A 16,637-nucleotide genomic window follows, 5' to 3' on the forward strand; every position below is an offset into this window, starting at 1 on the left:
TGGTAAGAATTTATCCAAGATTGGCTTTTCTACCCAAGGAGTAACATCTTTGGGGATATTGGTATAAAATAGCAGACAATTTTGAACAATAAATTAGGATCGATCGGCAATGGCTGAATACGTATATACCATGTCTCGGGTGAGCAAAACTGTTCCACCTAAGCGTCAAATTCTTAAAGACATTTCTCTTAGCTTTTTTCCTGGCGCTAAAATCGGTGTTTTAGGTCTAAATGGTTCAGGTAAATCTACCCTACTACGTATCATGGCTGGTATTGATACTGATATTGATGGTGAAGCTCGTGCACAACAAGGCCTTAAAGTCGGTTACCTACCGCAAGAACCTGTACTAGACGAATCAAAAACCGTGCGTGAAATCGTAGAAGAAGCGGTTTCTGATGTTGCAGACGCGCTTAAGCGTATCGATGCAGTTTACGCAGCTTACGCAGAACCAGATGCAGATTTTGATGCTCTTGCTAAAGAACAAGGCGAGCTTGAAGCACTGATCCAAGCAAAAGATGGTCACAACCTAGAAACAGCTCTAGAGCGCGCTGCTGACGCACTTCGTCTTCCTGAATGGGATGCGAAAATCGAATTTCTATCAGGTGGTGAGCGTCGTCGTGTTGCGATATGTCGTCTACTTCTTGAAAAACCAGACATGCTGCTACTTGATGAACCAACCAACCACTTGGATGCAGAATCAGTAGCATGGCTTGAGCACTTCCTTGTTGATTACAGCGGTACTGTTGTGGCAATTACCCACGACCGTTACTTCCTAGACAACGCTGCTGGCTGGATTCTAGAACTTGACCGTGGTGAAGGTATCCCATGGGAAGGTAACTACACATCTTGGCTAGAGCAGAAAGATGAGCGTTTGAAGCAAGAAAAAGCAGGCGAAAGCGCACGCCAAAAAACGATTGAGAAAGAACTTGAATGGGTTCGTCAAAACCCTAAAGGTCGTCAAGCGAAGTCTAAAGCTCGTATGGCTCGTTTTGAAGAAATGACGACTGGCCAATACCAGAAGCGTAACGAAACCAACGAACTGTTCATCCCACCGGGTGAGCGTTTAGGTGACAAGGTACTTGAAGTTAAGAACCTAACTAAGTCATTTGGTGATCGCGTTCTTATCGATGATCTATCATTCAGCATGCCTAAAGGCGCTATCGTTGGTATCGTTGGTGCCAACGGTGCAGGTAAATCAACACTGTTTAAGATGCTAAGTGGTGCTGAACAGCCAGATTCAGGGACAGTTGAACTTGGCGAAACGGTTAAACTTGCTTCTGTTGATCAGTTCCGTGACAGCATGGACGATACAAAAACAGTATTCCAAGAGATCTCTGAAGGCGCTGATATCATTAAGATCAACAACTTCGAAATCCCTGCACGTGCATACTGCTCTCGCTTCAACTTCAAAGGCAACGACCAACAGAAAATCATCGGTCAGCTTTCTGGTGGTGAACGTAACCGTGTTCACCTAGCTAAACTGCTAAAAGCGGGCGGTAACGTACTGTTACTCGATGAACCAACCAATGACCTTGATGTCGAAACTCTACGTGCACTTGAAGAAGCACTGCTTGAGTTCCCTGGCTGTGCAATGGTTATCTCGCATGACCGTTGGTTCCTTGACCGTATTGCGACCCATATCTTAGACTACCGTGATGAAGGTCAAGTTAACTTCTACGAAGGTAACTATACTGAGTACACTGAGTGGTTGAAGAAAACTCTGGGCGCACAGGCAGCAGAACCGCACCGTATCAAGTACAAGCGTATCGCTAAGTAAATTCGCTTGCATTTTGAACAAAGGCCGCAATAATAGCGGCCTTTGATATATCTAGCTTACACGTTACGCATCGATATAGAGAGATGAATTATGATTGAAAGACGTCAGTTTTCACGAGTTGTTTATCAAGTGCCAACTGAATTATTACAAGGACCAGTAAATGTGTCCGGTTCGGTACAAGACTTATCTCTTCATGGTTTACTCATTCAGTGCGATGACTTTCAGCAACTCAGCCTTGATATTCCTGTTCAAGTCAGCTTTACGCTCGCAAACAGTGATATCAATATTCAGTTAGAAGCAACGATAGTCTCTACCATCAATACCTCAATGCGTTTACGCATAGAGCATTTAGATATTGATAGTATCAGCCACCTTAAGCGTCTTATAGAACTTAACGTTGGTGACGATGAACTGCTTTATAGAGAGATTGAGCACCTTACCGATTTGGGTAAAGAATAATATCTCCATAATCCTTTTTCTATTAGAAGCATTTAGTTAATACAGAACCATGTCTAAAAAAATTGCCATTACGATCCCCTCAAGCCAAGGGGAACAAACGTTTTACTTTGGCCGAAAAGCCGTGCTCTTATGCACCACTGCTCTTTTCTCTGTTCCAGCCTTGATCGGCGGAGCAACCTACATACACTTTGAAAGTCAGCAAGAGCTGGCATCACAAGCTGGTGATGCACAGCAGTTGATCGAAACGCTGATTGTTGAAAAAGAGCAAACTGAGTTTCTTTACGCTGAACAGGTAGAAACAAACCACTCGCTGTCACAAACATTGACTGAGAAAGAAGGTGCGATTCAATTACTTGGTAAGCGTGTTTTCGATGTTGAATCCGTGCTTGGCCTTGCCGATGAAGAACTGCTTACAGACGATGTCTCTTTAGAAGATCGCATTGATGCTGCTGCGATAGATTCAGCAGTAAGAGCGACAATGTTCCGTTTGATTCCAAACGACAGTCCAATGACTTATCAACGAATCTCTTCGTCTTATGGTCGTCGCACAAACCCTATTTCAGGTAAGCGCCATAACCATACCGGTATCGATTTAACGTGTAAGCGAGGTGAAGAGATCCTAGCACCTGCTGATGGTGTCATTGAAACCGTTCGTCCAAGTAACAAAGGGTTTGGTAACTTCCTAACCATGCGTCACTCATTTGGCTTCATGAGCTCTTACGCACACCTTCAGAAATTCAAAGTACGCAGCGGTCAATTCGTCAGTAAAGGCGACGTAATTGCGAATTGTGGTAACTCAGGTAACTCTACCGGACCACACTTGCATTATGAGGTACGTTTCCTTGGCCGTTCATTGAACCCTCAATACTTGATGGATTGGACACCAGAGAACTTCAACTACGTGTTTGAAAAAGAAAAGAAAGTTAAGTGGGGCCCACTGGTTCAGTTGATTGATAATGTGGTTCGCTTGCAGATCAACCTAACGAACGTGCCTTACATTAGCTCGACCATAGACACTGTATCGAGTGAAGATAACAAAAAACCAATCACGACTAATTAGTTGTTAGTGGCTAACTATTTGTTAATGACTAAGACCTGTTGGTTTGGCCTATGATGATCTAATTGCTTTTAGCCTACAGTAGGCCAACTACTTTTAGTTCTGAATTAGATAAAAAAAGAGCGACCATCAGGTCGCTCTTTTTTATGATTTCAAATCAGTATTAGCCACGATGAATCGAGTCATGTGCTTGTTTTAACAGACTTTGGCTCTCTTGTAAGAATTGTTGTGAGTAATCACCAAACCAATCGCTCACTTGGTTAAAGCTATCAACAAATTTAGCTTTATCTTTGCCATCTAAGATTTCTAATGCTTCGCCGAAACAGCTATGGAAACGTCGAATCATCTCAATATTCTCATCCGAAGAAAGAATAATATCACCATACAAGTTCGGGTCTTGAGCAAACAGACGGCCAACCATCGCAATCTCAAGTCGGTAGATTGGCGAGCTTAGCTTCAGAAGCTGATCAATATTCGGGTTCTCTTTACTTAGGTGCAAGCCGTAAGCAAAAGAGGTGAAATGGCGTAGTGCTTGAATCAGAGTCATACCGTGATCGTGTTCAGCTGCATCCATCTGGCAAAGGCTCGCACCCCAAATACCAAATTGATTCAATAGCCATTGGTAGCTTTCAGAGTCGCGACCATCACTGTAAACAATAACCTGCTTAGCAAGGCTTGGCACATCAGGACCAAACATTGGGTGCAATCCAACAACTGGGCCTTGGTGCATGTTCATCATTGCCTGCAGAGGCTTTGATTTAATCGACGTCAAATCACAAAGAATACAATCGCTTGGCAGATTACCTAGCTTCGCAATCACACCTTCAGTTAGGTGAATTGGAACCGTAACAACCACAAGTCCGGCATTATCTAAAATCTCATCGGCTTTATCCCAATCTTGGCTGCCAAGGATTTTCACTTCGTAACCAGAAAGCTTGAACATACGGCCAAACAGACCACCAAGTTGACCATTACCACCAACGATAACCACTGAACGTAACTCTGGGTTAAGGCACTTAAAACCAGAATCTTTTTCACTGGCATAAGACTCACGCATCGTACGACGCAAAATATCTTCGATTAACTGCGGTGGAACCCCTATTTTCTCGGCTTCTTGACGACGAGACGCCAGCATCGCAGCTTCGCGCTCTGGTACATAAATAGGTAAACCATGTTCACTTTTTACTTCGCCCACTTTCTCTACTAGAGCGAGACGTTGAGCCAGTAAATCCAACATTTGTTTATCGACAACATCGATTTGGTCGCGTAATTCGTTCAGTTCAACGGCCATTTTATTCCTTACTAAATCTATAAACCCGTACTAATCTATAAGCCCACCTGGCGCAGATTTGTTAGCAACAGATCTTAAAATGCCCCATTAGATGAGGCACTTAAATTTTAAACTCTGACTAACCTTTCAAGCGGTTCTCTAAGAACGGGACTAATTCCGTATGTGCACGCTTCAATAGTGCCTCAGTTGAATCCCAATTGATACACGCGTCGGTAATAGAAACACCGTATTTCATCTCATTGAGAGGTATATCCGAGGATTGATTTCCTTCGTTAATATGGCTCTCAATCATCAAGCCGATAATCGACTTGTTGCCTTCGCGAATTTGATGAATCACATCTTCAGCCACCAGTGGTTGACGACGGAAGTCTTTACGAGAGTTTGCATGGCTACAATCAACCATCAATGCCGCCTCTAATCCAGACTTACCAAGCTCTTGCTCACATTCATGTACTGACACTGAATCGTAGTTAGTCTGCTTGCCGCCACGTAAAATTACGTGACCATTTGGATTACCTTGCGTTGTTAATAACGCAACTTGACCTTCGCGGCTGATACCCATGAAACGGTGGCTCGAAGAAGCCGCCTGCATTGCATTGATTGCAGTGCCTAAATTACCGTCAGTGCCATTCTTAAAACCGATTGGCATTGAAAGGCCACTTGCCATTTCACGGTGAGTTTGAGATTCAGTAGTTCGTGCGCCAATCGCAGCCCAGCTGAAGGTATCTGCTAGGTATTGTGGACTAATTGGGTCTAGTGCTTCTGTCGCTAGTGGAATTTCCATCTCAGCTAGCTCAACTAAAAGCTCACGACCAACATGCAGACCATGCTCAATATCGAACGTACCATCTAGATGTGGGTCATTGATCAAGCCTTTCCAACCCACAGTAGTACGAGGCTTTTCAAAGTAAACACGCATAACAATATACAGTTGATCGCTAAGTTGCTCAGATAAGGCTTTTAGACGTTTCGCGTACTCTTTCGCCGCCTCAATATCATGGATAGAGCATGGGCCACATACTACAAGCATGCGATGATCTTTCTTGTGAATGATGTTTGCGATAGTTTGACGAGACTCTTGAATGAAACGACGAGCATTATCACTCAAAGGCAGTTTTGCTTTTAACTCTTCAGGAGTAATCAGTACCTGTTCGTCGATGATATTGACATTGCTTAATTCACTTTTCTGCATAACTCAACCTGTATATTTATTTTTACACCCAACATTTCCATTTGGGCTAACAATCTTTAAAAACACAATAACAGCTACAAAAACGATTGCAAGTGTAAACAATAAAAAACATTTGATGTAAATTATAATTTACACTTACTATTTAACTCGTTAGAAGATACATAGCGGCCAAAACCACACCCTATACATACAAAAAAGGCGATATTTCTCATATCGCCTTCTTCAAACTTATAGAGTGTTTATTTATCACCCAGCGTTTAAAATTCGCTTAATTTGCTCTGAGGCCTCTTTCCACCGACTATCCGAGTGAAGCGTCGATAAATCGAAGCTGTGTTTTTTAAGCAATGAGTTAGCTAAAGGCACCTCTTGAATCGTTAAGTTGTCCAGAGCCTCTATTTGTGCATCTCGTTTATTACACATCAGCACCATGTCACAACCCGCACTTAAGGCCGCTTTTGCTCTGTCTGCCGGCCCCCCCATAATGGCAGCTCCTTCCATTGTTAAGTCATCAGAGAATACCAAGCCTTTGAATCCAAGCTGCTGCTTCAATACTTTCTGCAACCAATACTCAGAGCCACTCGCTGGCTGATCATCATAGTGAGAAAAAACCACATGTGCAGGCATCATCGCATCTAATATTCCAGCTTCAATTTGAGCCTTGAAAATGGCCATATCAGTTTCAAAGATGTCGTTTCTAGGATCATAAGGCGTTTCAAGGTGTGAGTCAGCAATCACGCCGCCGTGTCCTGGAAAGTGCTTCCCTGTCGTCGCCATGCCAACCGATTTCATGCCATTAATAAAAGCACTACTGTGGCGAACGATGGTATCAATATCTTCACCAAACGCTCGGCTACCAATCGCTTTACACTCGTGACCTTTATCTAATACAGGCGCAAAGCTCAGATCGATATCATGGGCAATCAATTCCGCAGCCATCAACCAACCAGCTTGTTCTGCTAACTGCTCACCATTATTCTTAGTCGCGAATTCTTGAGCGGCAGGGATAATTGAAAAGCCGTCGCGAAAGCGTTGAACTCGACCACCTTCTTGGTCAACACCAATCAAAATAGGACGTTTCGCTACCTTGCGGATCTCTTTAGTTAACGCCGACAACTGTTGGCTATCGTGGTAGTTTCGAGTAAATAAGATGAGACCACCAACGGTTGGATGCTCTAAAATTTCTCTGTCTTCAGCTGTCAGTTCGTAGCCTGCAACATCAACCCACAACGGTCCCATATTTATTCCTTATTAAACCTAATTTCATAAACTTCCCGAGATTATTCTCTTTAAATTTGCTTTACAATGTTTTTAAAACAATCTGTGGAAGACTTTAAGAATGCAGGGTAAGAGCTTAGGAATGGATCATAAAGAACTGTATATCGGTGTGATGTCGGGGACGAGTATGGACGGTGTTGATACTGCGTTAGTCTCGATTGAAGACGATAGCATTACATTGCTTGCTCATGATGAGTTCCCGATGCCTGATGACCTCAAAGCGCGTCTGCTTGAAGTCTGTATTGGTCAGAAAACCGATTTGATTGCCATTGGCGAACTCGACCACCAGCTTGGTCATCTATTTGCTGATGCGGTTCTACAACTTCTCAACAAGTCAGATACGCCTGCATCATCCGTGACTGCGATTGGTAACCATGGCCAAACAGTATTCCATCAGCCAACCGGTGATTCGCCATTTACCATGCAGCTGGGTGATGCCAATATCATTGCCGCTAAAACACAGATTCAAACAGTCGCAGATTTCCGACGCAAAGACATGGCGCTTGGCGGACAAGGGGCGCCGTTAGTACCAGCGTTTCACCATACGATTTTTCCCCCAAAAGACAGCTCGGTTGTGGTGTTGAACATTGGTGGTATCTCGAATATTTCAGTGCTGCGCCCGAATCAGCCAACTTTTGGTTATGATACAGGCCCCGGCAATATGTTAATGGACGCTTGGGCAGATAAACACATCGGTGAGAAATTTGACCGTGATGCGCGATTCGCGCTTAAAGGCCAACTTAATCAAGCCTTGCTCGAACAGTTGCTAAATGAACCTTATCTATCTCAAATGCCACCGAAAAGCACTGGCAGAGAACTGTTTAATCTACCGTGGCTAGAGCAACAATTAACAGAATTTAAAGATCTTGCAGCAGAAGATGTTCAGCGCACGCTTTGTGAATACACCGCATTGACGATAGCCAATGAAGTAGAGACTTATCGCTTGGGTAGCCAAGCTGCAGTGTATGTGTGTGGCGGTGGTACACGAAATCCATTGTTGATGAAGAGACTGTCTGGACTGCTTACAAGTTGGGAGGTTGAGTCGACAACCAGTAAAGGTGTTGATGCTGATTACATGGAAGCGATGGCCTTTGCGTGGCTTGCTCAACGTCATGTTCATCAAGTGCCAAGCAATTTACCAGAAGTGACTGGCGCAAGCAGAGCGGCCTCTCTAGGCGTTCTATATCGTGCTGACTAAACAAATCTAGAACCATCATTTTAGAATCACCATTTAAGGATCATTATGAGTAACGACGCTCTCATATCAGCGCTCTCGCACCTCGTTTCGGAGGGGAGAAACCCTGACACTATGGATATTGATCTGCTCACCTCTCTCGAAGTGGTTGAAAAGATTAACCAACAAGACAAACAGGTACCACTGGCGATCGAGGCGGAACTGCCACAGATCGCGAAAGCGGTTGATAAGATCGCTTACGCCTTTCAAAACGGTGGCCGACTGATTTATATGGGCGCAGGCACCAGTGGTCGATTAGGTGTGTTAGACGCATCAGAATGCCCACCGACTTTCGGCGTTTCAGACAAAATGGTTATCGGCCTAATTGCAGGCGGACCAGAAGCAATTTTGAAAGCCAAAGAGGGAGCAGAAGATTCACTGACTCTCGGAATTGAAGATCTCAAAGCGATTCAGTTTTCAGAAAATGATGTTGTGGTTGGCATAGCAGCCAGTGGTCGCACTCCTTACGTAATAGGTGCACTCAACTATGCCAATCAGCTTGGCGCGGTTACAGTTGCGCTGTCTTGTAACCCAGGTTCTCCAATTGCTGAGATTGCTCAAATCGCAATTAGCCCAGTGGTTGGCCCAGAAGCCTTAACGGGATCAACACGACTGAAGTCAGGTACGGCACAAAAGCTAGTACTTAATATGCTAACGACTGCCAGCATGATTCGTATCGGTAAAAGCTACCAAAATCTGATGGTCGACGTAAAAGCGACCAATGAAAAGTTGGTTGCCCGCGCTGCTCGTATCGTTATCCAAGCAACGGAGTGTGATAAAGCACTGGCAGTATCGACACTTAAAACGACTGATTACGATGTGAAGTTATCTATTTTGATAATTCTAACAGGGCTAGATTTAGAGTTAGCCAAGGCTCAACTTGATAAGCAAAATGGCTTCTTGAGAAAAGCCGTCGAGAATAATCAATAATCGGCTTATGCTGTTGAGAGTTACTCTCGCTACATATAAAAAGACCAGCACACATAAAGTACCGGTCTTTTTATATCTAATTTTCTATTGCTAGCTTGGGCTTAATAGTCGTTTGAGAACTCATCCCAGCCGCGTTGCCATTCCATACGGAAACGTTGAGCGTCTTCCGTACCAGAACACACACCTTCATATACCTGACCAGATAAACCAATCTGATAAGCATGGTTCGGATTGCAGTATTCAGTAACGCCTAGGTGGTAACCTTCTGTGTAACTGGCTTGATCAACAGCACCAAGCGCGGTCATATCTGAATACGAACGCTGAGTGTGGCCTTTGATGCCATCACGGTAGCCGATCTCTTGCCAATTGCCTTCAGCGGCTAAATCTTGAACATTAGCGCTGCATCCTGCAAGGCTAAATGCCACAGTGAATAGTGCGATTATTTTTTTCATTTCAATCCTTTATTTTTACAGAGCCACTTCCTGACGAAGCATTGCTTTGTTTGTGATTCTCCGCTGAACACCAGTCGATGTCCACTCATTGTCTAATCTTCGCCACTTTCGTCCAATAACAAACCATTCAATCAGTCATAGCACCACTAAATTTGCTATTCGACCACTCACTCAAGAAGCGGAAGTTTATTCTCTTCGACTTCTTTAATATACACCCTGACTTAATTAATACATTCAGGGATAACAAATTATGATGTGGTTTCTTACCTGTGTTGCAGCACTCATTGGTGGCTACTTTATTTACGGTGCCTTTATCGAGAAAATTTTCGGTATCAATGAAAAGCGTCAAACACCAGCTCATACTAAGCAAGATGGCGTGGACTACGTTCCAATGTCGACGCCTAAGGTTTACCTAGTTCAACTGCTTAACATCGCGGGTGTAGGTCCAATATTCGGCCCTATCATGGGTGCCCTTTACGGCCCAGCTGCAATGCTTTGGATCGTGCTAGGTTGTATCTTCGCAGGTGCAGTACACGACTACTTCTCAGGTATGTTATCTATCCGCAATGGTGGCGCTTCGGTTCCAACGATCACGGGACGTTACCTAGGCAATGGCGCAAAACACTTTATGAACATCTTTGCCATTGTTCTACTGCTTCTTGTTGGTGTGGTTTTCGTTTCTGCTCCTGCAGGCATGATCACTAACCTAGTGAACGACCAAACTGATTTCGTAATGTCTACAAGCACTATGGTTGTTATCATCTTTGCTTACTACATCATCGCAACGATTGTCCCTGTCGATAAAATCATTGGTCGCTTCTACCCACTGTTTGGTGCACTGCTTATCTTTATGTCTGTTGGCCTAATCACTGCGATTGGTTTATCTGACGAGCACCAAATCATGGGTGGCTTCGAGATGAAAGACATGTTCACCAACATGAACCCGAATGACCTACCACTTTGGCCTGCTCTATTCATCACTATCGCTTGTGGTGCTATTTCTGGCTTCCACGCAACTCAGTCTCCTTTGATGGCGCGTTGTATGGAAAACGAGAAGAACGGTCGCTTCGTATTCTACGGTGCAATGATTGGTGAAGGCATCATCGCTCTAATTTGGTGTGCACTTGCTCTGTCATTCTTCGGTTCAGTTGAGTCTCTATCTGATGCAATTGCAAACGGCGGCCCAGGTAACGTGGTATACAGCGCTTCATTTGGTCTATTGGGTGTGTTCGGCGGTATCCTTGCTTTCCTTGGCGTGGTTATCCTACCTATCACTTCGGGTGACACTGCATTCCGTTCAAGCCGTCTTATCCTTGCTGAATACTTCAACATGGAACAGAAAACTCTGCGTAACCGCCTACTAATGGCTCTACCATTGTTCGTTCTTGGTGGCATCCTGACTCAAGTAGATTTCGGTATCATCTGGCGCTACTTCGGTTTTGCTAACCAATCAACGGCAGTAATGATGTTATGGACCGCTTCAGCTTACCTACTTCGTCACAACAAACTGCACTGGGTAACAACGGTTCCAGCTATCTTCATGACGTCTGTATGTATCACATTCATCCTCAACAACAGCCAACTAGGCTTTGGTCTACCAATGCAGCTTTCAACCATCATCGGTGTGGTGAGTGCATTCGGTGTTGCGGCTTACGTTATCAAAATCTCGAAAGGCAAAGGCGATATCGATCTTGCTGATGAACAAGAAGAGAAAGAAGCAAAGGGCGTGACTAAAACCGCCTAGTTCTTGAAAGCTCTTTTAAGAAGAGACAAGTCTTCATAGAAAGACAAAAGAACAAGCCAAACACACTTCGCTTGCTCCCGTAATCACTCGCTGATTCGTGGAAAATAAGACTAAAGCCCATCCACCGTGATGGGCTTTACTGTATCTCAACTTAGTTCAATCAACATTAGTACATCAACTTGGATACTTCAGCTTTCTGAAGCAATAACCAAGCAATATAACCAACGAAAACACAAGCAAAGCTACCGTTACTACGCAATGAGCTTTACACTTAACACGCGTCTCAATAGGTGAAAATATGGAACTCATTCTCTCTCTGCTGCAACAAACCTGTGTCTACTTAGTGATTGCTTACATGCTAAGTAAAACTCCACTGATTCTGCCTTTGTTGAGCATATCTTCACGCTTAAGCCATAAAGTCAGCTGTTATGTTCTGTTTTCTCTGTTCTGTATTATGGGCACCTATTTTGGATTGCAGATCAATGATGCCATTGCCAACACACGTGCGATGGGAGCGGTCATGGGTGGCTTGTTTGGTGGTCCGGTTGTCGGCTTTGCGGTCGGTTTTACTGGCGGTATCCATCGTTACTCTTTGGGTGGATTCACCGATCTAGCTTGTGCTATCTCCACTACGGCAGAAGGCTTAATTGGTGGCCTATTACACGTTTACTTAGTCAGAAAAAACAAAGCCAGCCAGTTGTTTAATCCGATGGTGGTTTTCTCGATAACCCTGTTTGCAGAGATTATTCAGATGCTGATTCTGCTTGCTGTCGCGAAACCATTTGAGCAATCCTATGCTCTGGTTTCCGATATTGCGGCGCCAATGATCATTGCTAACTCAGTCGGTGCTGCGCTGTTTATGAGTATCATCCAAGACCGTAAAACCATCTTCGAAAAATACTCAGCGACCTTCTCACGTCGCGCATTAACCATCGCCGAACGTTCGGTAGGTATTCTGCATGGTGGGTTTAATTCCGATAACGCACAAAAAATCGTACGTATCGTTTATGAAGAGACCAATGTTGGGGCGGTCGCGATTACCGACCGAGAAAAAATTCTCGCGTTCGTCGGCATTGGTGATGAACACCATATTCCCAATACGCCGATTTCATCACAAAGCACACTCACTTCGATGGAACAGAACGACATTATCTACCTTGATGGCAAAGAGAATCCATACCAATGCTCACTGTCGCAGGATTGTAAATTAGGCTCTGCTCTAATTATCCCACTGCGCGCGGGTAACGAGGTCGTCGGCACCATCAAACTGTATGAGCCAAAACTAAAACTATTCTCGACTATCAACATGTCGATGGGTGAAGGTATCGCTCAACTCTTGTCGAGCCAAATCCTGTTTAGTAACTATCAGCAACAGCAAACGCTACTTACCCAAGCAGAAATAAAACTGCTGCACGCTCAAGTGAATCCACACTTCTTGTTCAATGCGCTTAACACCATCAGCGCAGTGACACGTCGCGACCCAGATAAAGCTCGGGAGTTGATTCAGCATCTGTCCCACTTCTTTAGAAGTAACCTAAAGCAGAACATCAACACCGTAAAGCTCAAAGATGAACTTGCACACGTCAACGCTTACCTGACCATAGAAAAAGCACGCTTTACCGACCGACTGGAAGTGGAATGGGATATCGATCCGCAACTGTATGAGTCACAGTTACCAAGCTTTACCTTGCAGCCATTAGTTGAAAACGCGATAAAACATGGGATTTCCAATATGCTCGAAGGTGGTCAAGTTAAGATTTACAGCGAGGCTTTCAAAGGTGGCTTCAAGTTGGTTGTTGAGGATAATGCCGGGACTTATCAAAAGCCGTCACCAGACCATGTCGGTTTAGGAATGGAAATTGTTGATAAACGACTCACTAATTTCTTTGGACAAGATTCAGCGCTAAAAATAGAATCTCAACCACAGCAATTTACTCGAATGAGCTTTATCATACCTAAATTAAAATAATGATATTTGCGAAGACGAATAGCTCCGAGTAGACATATTTAAAGCTAACATTTAAAAGCATAACGTGAATAAAACAGGGATGAAATCAAGATGAAGATTGTAGGATGTTAAAGGCATTAGTTGTCGATGATGAGCTATTTGCTCGCGAAGAACTGATTGAACTACTAACCGAAACCGGAGAAGTGGAAGTCATCGGCCAAGCGAGCAACGCGATAGAAGGGCTTAAGCAGATTAATCTTCTCAAGCCAGATGTGGTGTACTTGGATATTCAAATGCCTCAGGTTACCGGGATCGAACTGCTGAGTATGCTTGACCCAGACACAATGCCTTACGTGGTATTCGTTACCGCCTACGACCAATATGCTATTCAAGCCTTTGAAGATAACGCTTTTGATTACCTACTTAAGCCAGTCGAGCCTTGTCGATTAAACAAGAGCGTTTGTCGCCTAAATAAGGTCATAAAACAAAATCAGAAAGCACCAGACCAGAACATCTCAGTGATTGCTCCCTGTCATTTAGAGCAGATTCCATGTATTGGACATAACCGTATTGTGATAATGGCAAGTCAAACGGTCGAGTGCGCGTATTCCGATATCAGCGGTGTCCACGTACGTAGCTCATCGCAAACCGCAACCTCACAGTTAACACTAAAAATCCTCGAAGAAAAAACCGACTTGATCCGCTGTCACCGACAGTATTTGATCAACATAAAATCGATCCAAGAAATCAAATTATTAGAAAATGGATTAGCAGAGATCATTACCCTGACCGGCTTTGAAGTACCTGTCAGTCGTCGTTATCTCAAGACGTTAAAAGAGCAACTCGGTCTCCAGTAACCCGTTAGAAGTTCGACGCCCTGTTCCAAAGCACGATCAAAAAAGCCAACGTATCACGTTGGCTTCCTGCTGTTTACAAATCAATAGTATTTGCAAATCGCTAGTGTTTACGAATCACTAGAGATCAGTCGACTTGCTTAATCTGTAGCTCTTTGGGTACTTCGAAGAACATGTTCTCTTCGCGACCTTGAATCTCTTCAACCTCGGTAGCACCCAACTCACGAATCCGATCTAAGATCTGGTTTACTAGCTCTTCAGGAGCAGAGGCTCCGGCTGTTACACCTATTTTCTTTTTCCCTTCAACCCATTCAGTTTGAATGTCTTCAGGGCAGTCTGTTAGATAACCTGGCGTGCCTAGCTTCTCAGCCAGCTCTTTTAAACGAGTTGAGTTCGATGAGTTCTTAGAACCAACGACAATTACAACGTCTACATCGTTTGCCATTTCACGAATTGCGTCTTGACGGTTTTGAGTCGCGTAGCAGATATCGTCCTTACGTGGACCTTGGATCTCAGGGAACACGCGACGTAGCTCTTCAATCACATCTGCTGTTTCATCAACTGATAGCGTTGTTTGGCTAACGTAGTGCAGGTTACTCGGGTCGTTCACTACTAGGTTCTGTACGTCTTCTGGCCTTTCAACCAAGTACATACCACCGGTTTGGCTAGCGTATTGACCCATGGTGCCTTCCACTTCAGGGTGGCCCGCGTGACCAATCAGTACCACTTCCATATGTTTGCGGCTCGCACGAGCAACCTCCATATGAACTTTAGTCACCAAAGGACACGTCGCATCAAATACCGTTAACTCACGCTCTTTCGCTTCTTTACGAACCGCTTGAGAAACACCGTGAGCCGAGAATATCACGATGTTGTCGTCTGGCACTTCACTCAGTTCTTCGACAAAAATAGCACCACGCTGCTTGAGCCCCTCAACAACAAAGCGGTTATGTACCACTTCATGGCGAACATAAATCGGTGGCTGATACATTTCAAGTGCACGCTCTACGATACTGATCGCACGATCGACACCGGCACAAAAGCCACGAGGGTTAGCTAACATTATTTTCATTTCATTGCTCATCATTTACCGCGGAACTAAGGTTGTTTCTATAGAGTTCGCCGTCAGCGAGGTTCGCATTCTACAGTGAAGCGTCTAGACAGTGAAGCTCTGGGTTACATCACAGCTGTAGGCGGTGCTACTCTAACGTTAAGATGGTTATTCTACCGTTAAGATAGCTACTCCACCGTAAAGATAATTATTCAACCGCTAAGATGTTGACATCGAAAGTAACGTCTTGACCTGCTAATGGGTGATTAAAATCAACCGTCACTGAATCACCCGCGATCTCGGTGATAATCCCAGGGATTTCCATACCGTCAGGACCGGAGAAAGCCATGATAGTGCCCACTTCAACTTCAGAGTCACCAACAAACTTCGCGCGATCCATATAGTGAATATGATCAGGATTCGGCATACCAAACGCATCTTGCGCCTTCAATTCGATAGACTTTTCAGTCCCCGTTTCAAGACCAATCAGGCACTGTTCAAAGTTCTCACTTAGGCTGCCATCACCCATAACGAACTTCGCAGGTTTGCCCATATTTTCGGTGCTATCGGCAACTGAACCATCTTTCATTTTAATCGTAAAATGTAAGGTTACTGCTGAATCATTTTTAATTGTTGCCACGTTACTTTCCTTAGATTTCTTTATTATTTGAAGGGGCATTCTGTTTTGCTTCCTTATTAAGAGCAGCATAAAAAAAAGCGCCGTCGGAATCAACCGACAGCGCTTAGGGCTATTCTAATCTGTGAGTCATAGACTGACTTTAAGGCCATCTAGTTCAAAGCAATTTACTTTATACTCATTACTATTAGAGTCGCCTATTTGCTTTCGTCTTTCTTACGGAAACCATCTAAGATGATCATCGCTGCACCGATACAGATCCCCATATCCGCTAAGTTAAACGCAGGCCAGTGGTAAGTACCCCAGTAGAAATCTAAGTAATCGACAACAAAGCCGTGTACTACTCGGTCAAATACGTTACCAACAGCGCCACCAATGATGATCGCATAAGCAATGTTATTCCACTTCTCTGCCGCAGGTAGTTTACTCATCCAGTATGTCAGCATGCCAGTTACCGCAAAGGCGATACCAGTAAACAACCAACGCTGCCAGCCACTCTGATCACTCAGAAAGCTAAATGCCGCGCCGTAGTTATGAACATACAAAAAATTAAAGAATGGCAGCACCTCAATACGGTTTGCCCAGCCATAACCCATGTTGTCCATGACGAAAAGTTTGATGCCGATATCTGCAACGAAAACCAGCAGAGCCAACCATAACCAACGCACACCAGATTGTTTTAACGAAACTTCACTCATTTCTATTCCTAGTATCTACTCAGTCAAATCATCTCATA

The 16,637-nt window shown here is 44.1% G+C and carries 15 protein-coding genes; 8 read left to right on the forward strand and 7 right to left on the reverse strand.

The window, feature by feature from the left end:
- The first annotated feature begins 109 nt into the window (after positions 1 to 109).
- From ettA to SJY39_RS27515, 3 genes are all read left to right on the forward strand, one after another.
- Positions 110 to 1,777, forward strand: a complete 1,668-nt coding sequence (ettA, locus tag SJY39_RS27505) for an energy-dependent translational throttle protein EttA (protein WP_009848459.1) — start codon at positions 110 to 112, stop codon at positions 1,775 to 1,777.
- 90 nt (positions 1,778 to 1,867) lie between these two features.
- A complete protein-coding gene (locus SJY39_RS27510) occupies positions 1,868 to 2,236 on the forward strand; it encodes a PilZ domain-containing protein (protein WP_016787577.1) in 369 nt (122 codons plus the stop codon).
- 49 nt (positions 2,237 to 2,285) lie between these two features.
- A complete protein-coding gene (locus SJY39_RS27515) occupies positions 2,286 to 3,296 on the forward strand; it encodes a M23 family metallopeptidase (RefSeq protein WP_016786106.1) in 1,011 nt (336 codons plus the stop codon).
- 160 nt (positions 3,297 to 3,456) lie between these two features.
- On the opposite strand, the gene tyrA is transcribed toward SJY39_RS27515, so the two are convergent.
- The 3 genes from tyrA to nagZ all read right to left on the reverse strand — a co-directional run bounded on the left by tyrA (position 3,457) and on the right by nagZ (position 7,012).
- The gene (gene tyrA / locus SJY39_RS27520; RefSeq protein WP_016767720.1) at positions 3,457 to 4,584 is read right to left on the reverse strand and encodes a bifunctional chorismate mutase/prephenate dehydrogenase; all 1,128 of its coding nucleotides are present in this window, start codon (positions 4,582 to 4,584) and stop codon (positions 3,457 to 3,459) included.
- 118 nt (positions 4,585 to 4,702) lie between these two features.
- A complete protein-coding gene (locus SJY39_RS27525) occupies positions 4,703 to 5,776 on the reverse strand; it encodes a 3-deoxy-7-phosphoheptulonate synthase (protein ID WP_016767721.1) in 1,074 nt (357 codons plus the stop codon).
- Between the two features lie 246 nt (positions 5,777 to 6,022).
- A complete protein-coding gene (gene nagZ / locus SJY39_RS27530; RefSeq protein ID WP_016783941.1) occupies positions 6,023 to 7,012 on the reverse strand; it encodes a beta-N-acetylhexosaminidase in 990 nt (329 codons plus the stop codon).
- A 121-nt stretch (positions 7,013 to 7,133) separates the two neighbouring features.
- On the opposite strand from nagZ, the gene SJY39_RS27535 reads away from it, so the two are divergent.
- Both SJY39_RS27535 and murQ read left to right on the forward strand, forming a co-directional pair.
- On the forward strand, positions 7,134 to 8,249 hold the full coding sequence (locus tag SJY39_RS27535; protein ID WP_016796541.1) for an anhydro-N-acetylmuramic acid kinase: 1,116 nt from the start codon (positions 7,134 to 7,136) through the stop codon (positions 8,247 to 8,249).
- Between the two features lie 45 nt (positions 8,250 to 8,294).
- Positions 8,295 to 9,215: an N-acetylmuramic acid 6-phosphate etherase gene (gene murQ / locus SJY39_RS27540; protein ID WP_010434846.1), complete on the forward strand. Its 921-nt coding sequence runs from the start codon at positions 8,295 to 8,297 to the stop codon at positions 9,213 to 9,215.
- A 101-nt stretch (positions 9,216 to 9,316) separates the two neighbouring features.
- Here murQ and SJY39_RS27545 read toward each other — a convergent pair whose 3' ends face one another.
- Positions 9,317 to 9,667 carry a DUF2799 domain-containing protein gene (locus tag SJY39_RS27545; RefSeq protein ID WP_010434845.1) on the reverse strand — a complete coding sequence of 117 codons (351 nt, stop codon included), beginning with the start codon at positions 9,665 to 9,667 and terminating at the stop codon, positions 9,317 to 9,319.
- Between the two features lie 250 nt (positions 9,668 to 9,917).
- On the opposite strand from SJY39_RS27545, the gene SJY39_RS27550 reads away from it, so the two are divergent.
- The 3 genes from SJY39_RS27550 to btsR all read left to right on the forward strand — a co-directional run bounded on the left by SJY39_RS27550 (position 9,918) and on the right by btsR (position 14,216).
- Positions 9,918 to 11,411: a carbon starvation protein A gene (locus tag SJY39_RS27550; RefSeq protein WP_016783944.1), complete on the forward strand. Its 1,494-nt coding sequence runs from the start codon at positions 9,918 to 9,920 to the stop codon at positions 11,409 to 11,411.
- Positions 11,412 to 11,709: 298 nt separating this feature from the next.
- The gene (locus tag SJY39_RS27555) at positions 11,710 to 13,380 is read left to right on the forward strand and encodes a sensor histidine kinase (RefSeq protein WP_016786109.1); all 1,671 of its coding nucleotides are present in this window, start codon (positions 11,710 to 11,712) and stop codon (positions 13,378 to 13,380) included.
- A 104-nt stretch (positions 13,381 to 13,484) separates the two neighbouring features.
- Positions 13,485 to 14,216: a two-component system response regulator BtsR gene (btsR, locus tag SJY39_RS27560; protein WP_016796542.1), complete on the forward strand. Its 732-nt coding sequence runs from the start codon at positions 13,485 to 13,487 to the stop codon at positions 14,214 to 14,216.
- 124 nt (positions 14,217 to 14,340) lie between these two features.
- On the opposite strand, the gene ispH is transcribed toward btsR, so the two are convergent.
- From ispH to lspA, 3 genes are all read right to left on the reverse strand, one after another.
- Positions 14,341 to 15,297, reverse strand: a complete 957-nt coding sequence (gene ispH, locus SJY39_RS27565) for a 4-hydroxy-3-methylbut-2-enyl diphosphate reductase (RefSeq protein WP_029189243.1) — start codon at positions 15,295 to 15,297, stop codon at positions 14,341 to 14,343.
- Positions 15,298 to 15,472: 175 nt separating this feature from the next.
- Positions 15,473 to 15,904, reverse strand: coding sequence for an FKBP-type peptidyl-prolyl cis-trans isomerase (gene fkpB / locus SJY39_RS27570; protein WP_016767727.1), 432 nt, complete (start codon positions 15,902 to 15,904; stop codon positions 15,473 to 15,475).
- Between the two features lie 194 nt (positions 15,905 to 16,098).
- Complete coding sequence (gene lspA, locus SJY39_RS27575; RefSeq protein ID WP_010434837.1) at positions 16,099 to 16,599, reverse strand: signal peptidase II; 501 nt, start codon at positions 16,597 to 16,599, stop codon at positions 16,099 to 16,101.
- Between the last annotated feature and the right edge of the window lie 38 nt (positions 16,600 to 16,637).

This window comes from Vibrio sp. R78045 (genome assembly GCF_042466085.1).
Taxonomy (GTDB): Bacteria; Pseudomonadota; Gammaproteobacteria; order Enterobacterales; family Vibrionaceae; genus Vibrio; species Vibrio cyclitrophicus.